Genomic DNA, 9,141 nt, shown 5'->3' on the forward strand with positions numbered 1-9,141 from the left:
CTCGCCACAAAACACCTGCCTGCAAGTGCAACCACTTCTTTTATATCCCCTTGTTTCGACTTTCGATTTGCTCAATTGCAAGGCACTTCTATATTGAGGGGGTGCTCTGAACTTCCTGCCTTCTGTTGAGCCTGGCCCATGGCATCTACCGATCAGCTGATCATCTGCGAGCACTGCGACAGCGTGTACCAAAAAGTGACGCTCGCCAAACATCAGAAAACCCTGTGTACGCGCTGCGGCGGCGTGCTGCAGCGCTATAACGGCCTGACAGTGGAACAGCGTCTTGCATTGACCTTCACCGCGTTGATGCTCTGGATATTCGCCAATTTCTATCCGGTGATGAGCATCAGCCTCAAAGGCTCGAAGAACAGCGCTACCCTCTGGGACTCGGTGCTGGCCCTGAGCCTGGGACCTATCACGTTCATCGCCATGGTGGCGGCGATCGCCATGATCATCGCGCCGATTTTCCAGCTGTTGCTGCTGATCTGGGTACTGGGCTTCGCCCTCGCCCGGCAACGTGCGCCCGGGTTCAGGTTCTGCATGCGCTGGCTGGAAACCCTGAGACCCTGGAGCATGCTCGAAGTCTGCCTGCTGGGTGCCATGGTCGCGGTGATCAAGCTCGCCGGACTGCTCGATGTGCTGCCCGGCATAGGGCTGTTTGCCCTGGCTGTGCTGAGCCTGATGATGATCCGCATCGCCGGGCGCGATATCCGCGATTTATGGGACATCTTATGAGCACGCCTCCGTACGCCGACGAACTCAACCTGTGCCTGTGCCACAGCTGCGGGCTGGCCTGCGACATGACTGGCGATCCTCACGAATGCGAGCGCTGCGGCGCGCCTTTGCATCGACGCAAAACCAACTCGTTGACCCGGACCTGGGCCTACATGATTGCGGCCCTGGTGTTTTACATCCCCGCCAATTTGCTGCCGGTGATGAACACCAAAATGGTCGGTCATGGCGCCGACAGTACGATCATGAGCGGCGTACTGGAGTTCTGGCAGGCCGGGGCCTGGGACATCGCCCTGATCATTTTCATTGCCAGTATCGCGGTGCCGGGCATCAAGTTCGTTGCCATCACACTGCTGCTGGTCACCGTGCAACGCGACAGTGAGTGGGCACGTAAAGAGCGGTCGACGCTGTTCCGCTTCGTCGAGGTCATCGGCTACTGGTCGATGCTCGATGTGATCGTGGTCGCACTGGTCGCCTCGCTGGTGAAATTCCAGGCCCTGGCCGACATCGAACCGCGCCCGGGCATTCTGTTCTTTGGTCTGGTGGTGGTGTTCACCATGCTCTCGGCCATGAGTTTCGACCCGCGCATGATCTGGGACAAAGAACGGGAAAACCCAAACAATGAGGAGGTCACGGATGAAGTCACAAGCCACTGACGGGCCGCAAGCCCCCGGGCCGGCGCCGATCAAGACCCGCCGCTTCAGCGTTTCGCTGGTCTGGATCGTACCGATCGTCGCGGTGCTGGTGGGTATTTCGCTGGTGGTTCACAGCATTCTTCAGGAAGGCCCGACCATCGTTGTCACGTTCAAGACCGGGAGCGGCCTGACCGCGAATAAAACCGAGGTCAAGTACCGTAATGTGGTGATTGGCCAAGTCTCGGATGTGGAACTGAGCAATGACCAGAAGAGTGTGAACGCCACCATCAAGCTGGCCAAGCAGGCCGAAAGCTTTACCCGCGAGGACTCGCAGTTCTGGGTAGTGCGGCCGCGCATTGGAGCGGGCGGTGTGTCCGGTATCGATACGCTGCTGTCGGGCGATTACATCGGTGCCGATATCGGCCAGGCCAACGGCCGGGCAAAACACTTCACGGGGCTGGAGAACCCGCCACCCATCACCTACGGCGAGCCGGGCAAGCGTTTCACCTTGTTCACGCAGGATCTGGGGTCGCTGGATATCGGCTCTCCGGTTTACTACCGCAAGATCCCGGTGGGCCAGGTGGTGGCCTACGCGCTGGATCCGGATGGCAAAGGCGTGAACATAGAGCTGTTCATCCATGCCCCCAATGACAAGTACGTCACCGAAAACACCCGTTTCTGGAACGCCAGCGGCATTGACGTGAACGTCGGCGCCAACGGTTTTGCGGTCAAGACCGAATCGCTGTCGTCCTTGCTGGTGGGCGGCATTGCCTTCCGCGCGCCCGACTACAGCCCTGGCGATAAACCTGCTGCGGCAGAGTATGCCTACGAACTGTTCGAGGACCAGCAAACCGCCCTCGCCCCGCCAAACGGCAAACCGCAGTACCTGGCCATGCGATTCGACCAGGCAATGCGCGGGCTCAAGGTTGATGCGCCGGTGGAATTCCTGGGTGTGGAAATCGGCAAGGTGGTGGCGGTGAATCTGGATTACGACGAGAAGACTCGTTCCTTTCCGGTCAACGTCGGCATTGTGATTTACCCGCAACGCCTGGGCCGTGCCCACGACAAGATGCTCAAGGCGCTCAATCATGACCCCAATGACGAAGCCGGTGGCGTACGCCTGATCGGCACCTTCATCGATAACGGCCTGCGTGCCCAGGCCCGCACGGGCAACTTCCTGACCGGCCAGTTGTACATCTCCCTGGATTTCTACCCCAAGGCAGAAAAAGTCGCATTCGATGCAAACGCACGTCCAGTCATCATCCCGACCATACCGGGCAGCCTCGAGCAATTGCAGGAAAAACTCGAATCCATGGTCGACAAGATCAACAAACTGCCCATCGAGCGCATTGCCGGCAATCTCGACGGCAATCTCGTCGAACTGCGCAAAGGCATGGTGCAATTCAACGGCAAGATTATGCCGGGTGTGCAAACCACCTTGTTGGAAGTCAGCAAGACCCTGCAAACGGCCAATTCGACCTTGCAATCCGCCAGTTCGACCTTGGCCGAGGACTCGCCGCAACGGGAAAAACTGGGGCAGACCCTGGATGAACTGGGACGCACGTCGAGATCCTTGCGCGATCTTTCGGATTACCTGGGGCGACATCCGGAATCGCTGCTTCGCGGCCGTCCGGACAATGCCGCGCCCATGGATCTGCAAGGGCCACCGCGCAAATGAACACAGGAGCAACCCCATGGCTTTTCCGCTGAAGTTCACACTGGTTACCGCGCTGTTGCTGCTCGCCGCCTGCCGCAGTGACCCGATTCAATTCCACACCCTGACCCCGGCCCAGGTGGGCGATCACTCAAGGACCACCGTCGGGGTGATTCAGATCGAGAGCATCAGCGTGCCGCCCCAGGTCGATCGCGCGCAGATCGTCATTCGCCAAGGCAACAGTGGCCTGGCGATCCTGGAAACCGAATGGTGGGGCGCGACCCTCGTGGATGAATTGAACAGTGCGCTGGCCGATCAACTGAGCAACTATCCTGCACAAAGCGGGTATTCGGTGCGGGTCGATGTGCAGCGTTTTGACTCGGTCCCCGGTCAATACGCATTGATGGACGTGAAATGGCGCCTGCGCAGTGCCGGCGAAAGCGAACCTGCACGGGTCATTTGCCGCAGTACCTTGCAAACCCCCTCAGGCCCGAGTATCGATGAACTGGTGCTTGCCCAGCAAAACAACATCAAGCGCCTGGCCGCGCTGATCAGCCAGGCTGCCGCCAGAAAACAGGCTGGTTGCCCGTCCTCCTGACCTCGGTTTCTCCCCTTGAATCAACGGCGACAAGTTCGCCGTTGAGTTCAATCTCGTCAACCGCGTTAGTTTGCCGCTGTCTTCCCATGCAGGAGCAAAAGAAAATAATTCCCAGTAACCCGCTGATTACCCGCCCGCCCCCTCACTGCAAATTTTTCACATTCCTTTCACTGCTCCGACACCTGCGCAGATTTACTTTGTGCAGCAGTCAATTCGCTGAACTAAGTCTTGGCGGAAATTTTTTGTGTTGTTTCAGACTTTTTTAACGGCACTTTCCCTGGCGCTCCAAATGGTGGACAAACTTGGTCAACTCCGTCTCGCGTAAACCGTCTTCGCGCCTCTTCAAATCGGTAGTGGCGGTGGGTGCCCTGACCGTCGCTGCAGTGGTCACCGGTTTTTTCCTGTGGCCGAGATCCCCGGCCAACCTTGCCCATGAAGGTGCGCAAGCCCGGGCCCAACTGCTGCAACAATGGAGTGCCGGCGAGATCGCTGTGCTGGTTCGTCATGCCGAGCGTTGCGACCGTTCCAGCAATCCTTGTCTGGGCCCGGCCGACGGCATCACCCGTGTCGGCAGCGAAGCGGCGGCCGGCGTTGGGCAAGGTCTGGCACGCCTGGGCCTGACGCAAACCGACATCCTCACCAGCCCGGTGACGCGCACCGTGCAGACCGCGCATTACATGTTCAATAGCGACCCACGGACCCAGGAGTGGCTGGCGACCTGCGGCACGACCTTGCGTAACGATGTCGTGGCGCACAAGGTTGCCCATCGCAACCTGGTGCTGGTGACCCACAGCGGTTGCATCGCGGACTTTGAACAGCAGAGCGGCTTGAAGCATGCAGCGAAGGACGCCGAGTACGGCAGCGCGTTGTTTGTCCACATCGATGGCAATGGGCAACTGCAAGTGCTTGGCATTGTGAATGCCGACGACTGGAACACTCTGTTACAAGATAAAAACTGAAATTTTTACGGCTCGAAAACTTTGCAACTAAGTTATTTCAAGACGGACTGAATGAAGCCTGAACAAAACAGCGAGAAGTGTGATTCAACTTCTCGCCGTTCAATATCATTCCGACTTTCACTCTTACAAGTTGTACATCACTCTTCAACCAGCCACCTCAGCGCCAAGGTCGAGACATGACGTCAAATCAGCCATTGCCAGATTTTGCTGGCCTTTCTTCCCGCCTGCACGCCCCAACGGCGCCTGCCAACGAACGCTGGATGCTATTCGCCCTGGTACTGGCGTTCTTCGCGTTCTACTTGCTACCGCTGATGAGCCACGGTCTGTGGATTCCCGATGAAACCCGTTATGCCCAGATCAGCCAGGAAATGCTGCAGAGCGGGAACTGGATCTCGCCGCATTTCATGGGCCTTCGTTACTTCGAGAAGCCGATTGCCGGGTACTGGATGATTGCCATCGGCCAGGCGGTGTTTGGCGACAACCTGTTCGGGGTGCGCATCGCGTCGGCACTGAGTACCGGACTGAGCGTGTGGCTGACCTGGCTGATTGCCCGCCGGTTCTGGGGCGATCCGCGCAAAAGCTTTGCCTGCGCGCTGCTTTACATGAGCTTCGGGCTGATTTCCGGTCAGGCCGGGTACGCCAACCTCGACCCGCAATTCACCCTCTGGGTCAACCTGAGCCTGGTTTCCCTGTGGTTTGCCATCGACAGCCGCACCACGCGTGCCCGTCTGGGTGCCTGGGTGGTCCTGGGCATCGCCTGCGGCATGGGCTTCATGACCAAGGGCTTCCTGGCCTGGCTGCTGCCGGCGGTGATCGCCCTGCCCTACCTGGTCTGGCAGCGTCGCTTTGGCGAGCTGTTGCGTTACGGGCCACTGGCTATTGTCGTCGCCGCAGCCGTCTGCTTGCCCTGGGCGCTGGCCATTCATCATCAGGAACCGGATTTCTGGAATTTCTTTTTCTGGAACGAGCACGTCCGCCGCTTCGCCGCCGACAATGCGCAACACGCGCGCCCGTGGTGGTTCTATCTGCCGATGCTGGTGGTTTCTGTCCTGCCCTGGGCCGCGTTGTTGCCAACCACATTCATCCAGGCCTGGAACAACAAGCGTCAACCCGTCAGCGGTTTTCTCCTGCTCTGGTTGTTGTTGCCATTGGCGATTTTCAGCATGAGCAGCGGCAAACTGCCGACCTACATCATGCCGTGCCTGTTGCCGCTGGCACTGCTGATGGGCGATGCACTGACCCGCCTGTTGCAACAGGCACGGGGACGGACGATTCGCTTCAACGGATGGCTTAACGTCGTCATTGCCACGTCGGCCCTGATTGCCTTGCTGTACCTGCAATGGCGCAAAGAGATTTTCGAGAATACCGAGATGTTCAGCCTGTCCCTGGCGTTCATCGTGCTGTTGGGCTGGATCATCGCCAACGCCCTGCAAATCCTGCGGCCATTGACGTTATGGGCGATGCCGGCACTCGGCATCTGGCTGCTGGTGGCGCTGCTACCCGCCGCCATGCCGAGCCAGATTGTCGACAGCAAGATGCCCGACCGGTTTATCGCCGAACACCTGGACAGTCTGAACCAGACCACCTCGCTGCTGAGCAACGACCTGGGTGCTGCCTCGGCCTTGTCCTGGCTGACCAAGCGACCGGAGGTAGCGCTTTACAACGTCGTCGGTGAATTGAAATACGGCCTCTCGGATCCCGCCGCGGCCTCGCGCAAGGTGACCCTGCAAGACGTCGGGCGATGGATGACCGAGGCGCGGAAAAAGGGCTCGGTCGGGGTGGTGATGAGGGTCAACAGCGTCGATGAGTTTCAGGAAGTCGAGGCGCTACCCACCGACGGAAAACGCTATCAGCGCGGCAGCCTGCAGATCCTGATTTTCCCGCAAATCCAGCCCTGACAGGCAAGACGCAAAAAAACCGGGTGGCCAAAGTAGCCTCTCGGTTTTTTTGTTTTCGCCTCGTTTAAGCGACGAGCCAAACCACAATTGGCACACCGCTGCTAATCTGAATGAAAATTACATGTATTAACGGTTTTTTTGACGTTATTTTCTCATTTGGATCTCTACATTCCGTGCCATTCAAAACATGCAAATCATTCGCATTGGTAAACAGGCGTTTAAATGCGTATGATTTTCATAAAAAATGCACCTGGAGCAGCCCGCAGAATGATTCCGAAAATCCCTTCGTTCTTGAAAAAAGCCCTGCTGGCCACCGCTTTGCTGAGCGCTGGCCAGGTTTATGCAGCTGACTCCGTCGGCATCGTGGTGTACAACGCGCAACACGAAGGCCTGACCAAGGCCTGGGTCGAGGGCTTTACCCAGGAGACGGGTATTCCGGTCACCTTGCGCAACGGCGATGACACCGAGATGGGCAACCAGATCGTGCAGGAAGGCGCGGCCTCTCCGGCTGACGTTTTCCTGACCGAAAACTCTCCGGCCATGGTCCTGGTCGACAACGCAGGGCTGTTTGCGCCTGTCGACAAAACCACCCTGGAACAGATTGACTCCGCCTATCGCCCGGCCCACGGCAAATGGGTCGGGATTGCCGCGCGCTCCACGGTGTTTGTGTACAACCCGAGCAAGCTCTCGGAAGCCAATCTGCCGAAATCGATCATGGACCTGGCCGATCCTTCCTGGAAAGGACGCTGGGCTGCGTCGCCAGGTGGTGCTGACTTCCAGGCCATTGTCGCGGCCATCCTGGAGCAAAAGGGTGAAGCGGCCACGCTGGAATGGCTGAAAGCGATGAAAACCAACTATGCCAACTATCGTGGCAACAGCTCGGTACTCAAAGCGGTGAATGCCGGGCAGATCGACAGCGGCGTGATCTACCACTATTACAGCCTGGTCGATCAGTCCAAGACGGGCGAAAACAGCAAGAACACCGCCCTGCACTACTTCAAGCACAAAGACCCTGGCGCTTTTGTTAGCATCTCCGGCGGCGGCGTCCTCGCCTCCAGCAAACACAAAGAACAAGCTCAGGCGTTTCTCAAATACATTACCGGCAAGGATGGCCAGGCCGTCCTGAAAAACGGCAAGTCGTTTGAGTACGCCGTGGGCAAAGGCGCTGAATCCAACCCTAAACTGGTGCCTCTGAATCAACTCGATGCGCCGACTGTCGATGCTTCGAAACTCGACAGCAAAAAAGCCGTGGAGCTGATGACACAGGCCGGACTGCTCTAATTGATACCTGAAACCCTGCCTGCGGATGTCGCCGAGGCGACACCCGCAAATTTGCGTCGACGTTCCCGTGGAGTCCTTGCGGGGCGTGGCGGTGCATGGGTGATCGGTTTGTCGGTGCTGGTTTCATTACTGGCACTGCTACCGATCGCTTACGTTATTGGCGTGTCCCTGCAGACCGGCTGGTCAACCGTTGTGGCATTGGTGTTCCGGCCCCGGGTCGGAGAGCTGATGGTCAACACCGTGTTGCTGGTGCTGCTGACGATTCCGTTGTGCGTGGCCCTGGGTGTGACGCTGGCCTGGCTGACCGAACGCACGAATTTGCCCGGACGACGCTGGTGGTCGTTGCTGGCAACCGCGCCTCTGGCGGTGCCCGCTTTCGTTCACAGCTACGCCTGGGTCAGCCTGGTGCCGCCCATTCACGGGTTGTTTGCCGGTGTCCTGGTCTCGGTCATCGCCTACTTCCCGTTCCTGTATTTGCCGGTGGCGGCCACCTTGCGCCGGCTCGACCCGGCCATTGAAGACGTCGCCGAGTCCATGGGGCTCAAGCCCTGGAAAGTGTTTTTCCGCGTAGTGTTGCCGCAATTGCGCCTGGCGATCTGCGGTGGCGCCTTGCTGGTCGGCCTGCACCTGCTGGCCGAATATGGCCTGTACGCCATGATCCGCTTCGACACCTTTACCACTGCGATCTTCGATCAGTTCAAATCGACCTTCAACGGCGCAGCGGCGCACATGCTGGCCAGTGTGCTGGCCCTGTGCTGCCTGGCGATGTTGACGGCCGAATCTGCCGCCCGCGGTTCCGCGCGCTACGCTCGCGTCGGTTCGGGAAGCGCCCGGGAGCAGCGGGTCGTCACCCTGAAAACGACTTCAACGCTGCTGTCGCTGACGCTGCAAATCGTCACCTGCGCCCTGGCCCTGGGCGTGCCCTTGATCACCCTGGGTAAATGGCTCATCGCCGGCGGTGTGGAAGTCTGGGATATGGCTGAATTGTTGCCCGCGCTGGAGCAAACCCTGTTGCTCGGTATCGCTGGCGCGGCGCTGACCACCTGCGCGGCGATCCCGATTGCCTGGCTGTCGATCCGCTACCCTGGCCGACTGCAACGGGTACTGGAAAGCTGCAACTACATCACCAGTTCCTTGCCCGGAATTATCGTTGCGCTGGCGCTGGTGACCGTCACGATCCATTTTGCCCGGCCGATTTACCAGACCACCTTCACCGTGCTGCTGGCGTACCTGTTGATGTTCTTGCCCCGTGCCCTGGTGAGCCTGCGCGCAGGTATCGCCCAGGCCCCGGTGGAACTGGAAAACATCGCCCGCAGCCTTGGCCGCTCGCCGGCGCGGGCACTGTGGCTGATCACCTTGCGCCTGGCCGCGCCGGGGGCGGCCG

The 9,141-nt window shown here is 59.1% G+C and carries 8 protein-coding genes; all 8 read left to right on the top strand.

Going from position 1 to position 9,141, the window contains the following annotated elements:
- The first annotated feature begins 138 nt into the window (after positions 1-138).
- Complete coding sequence (locus tag PMI29_RS24540; RefSeq protein ID WP_007994742.1) at positions 139-735, top strand: paraquat-inducible protein A; 597 nt, start codon at positions 139-141, stop codon at positions 733-735.
- On the top strand, positions 732-1,388 hold the full coding sequence (locus tag PMI29_RS24535) for a paraquat-inducible protein A (protein WP_007994743.1): 657 nt from the start codon (positions 732-734) through the stop codon (positions 1,386-1,388). Before PMI29_RS24540 ends, PMI29_RS24535 begins: the two co-directional genes overlap by 4 nt.
- Entirely contained in the window at positions 1,369-3,045 is a 1,677-nt protein-coding gene (locus PMI29_RS24530; RefSeq protein WP_007994744.1) for a PqiB family protein, read from the top strand. Before PMI29_RS24535 ends, PMI29_RS24530 begins: the two co-directional genes overlap by 20 nt.
- 16 nt (positions 3,046-3,061) lie before the next feature.
- Positions 3,062-3,619, top strand: coding sequence for a PqiC family protein (locus tag PMI29_RS24525; RefSeq protein ID WP_007994745.1), 558 nt, complete (start codon positions 3,062-3,064; stop codon positions 3,617-3,619).
- Positions 3,620-3,921: 302 nt separating this feature from the next.
- A complete protein-coding gene (locus PMI29_RS24520) occupies positions 3,922-4,578 on the top strand; it encodes a histidine phosphatase family protein (RefSeq protein WP_007994747.1) in 657 nt (218 codons plus the stop codon).
- A gap of 176 nt (positions 4,579-4,754) precedes the next feature.
- Complete coding sequence (arnT, locus tag PMI29_RS24515) at positions 4,755-6,476, top strand: lipid IV(A) 4-amino-4-deoxy-L-arabinosyltransferase (protein ID WP_007994749.1); 1,722 nt, start codon at positions 4,755-4,757, stop codon at positions 6,474-6,476.
- Between the two features lie 267 nt (positions 6,477-6,743).
- The gene (locus tag PMI29_RS24510; RefSeq protein WP_007994750.1) at positions 6,744-7,757 is read left to right on the top strand and encodes an iron ABC transporter substrate-binding protein; all 1,014 of its coding nucleotides are present in this window, start codon (positions 6,744-6,746) and stop codon (positions 7,755-7,757) included.
- Positions 7,758-7,760: 3 nt separating this feature from the next.
- Positions 7,761-9,141: ABC transporter permease (locus PMI29_RS24505; protein WP_033052031.1), on the top strand; the 1,381-nt coding region annotated here is incomplete at its 3' end.

Origin of the sequence: Pseudomonas sp. GM49, from assembly GCF_000282355.1 — a bacterium.
GTDB lineage: Bacteria > Pseudomonadota > Gammaproteobacteria > Pseudomonadales > Pseudomonadaceae > Aquipseudomonas.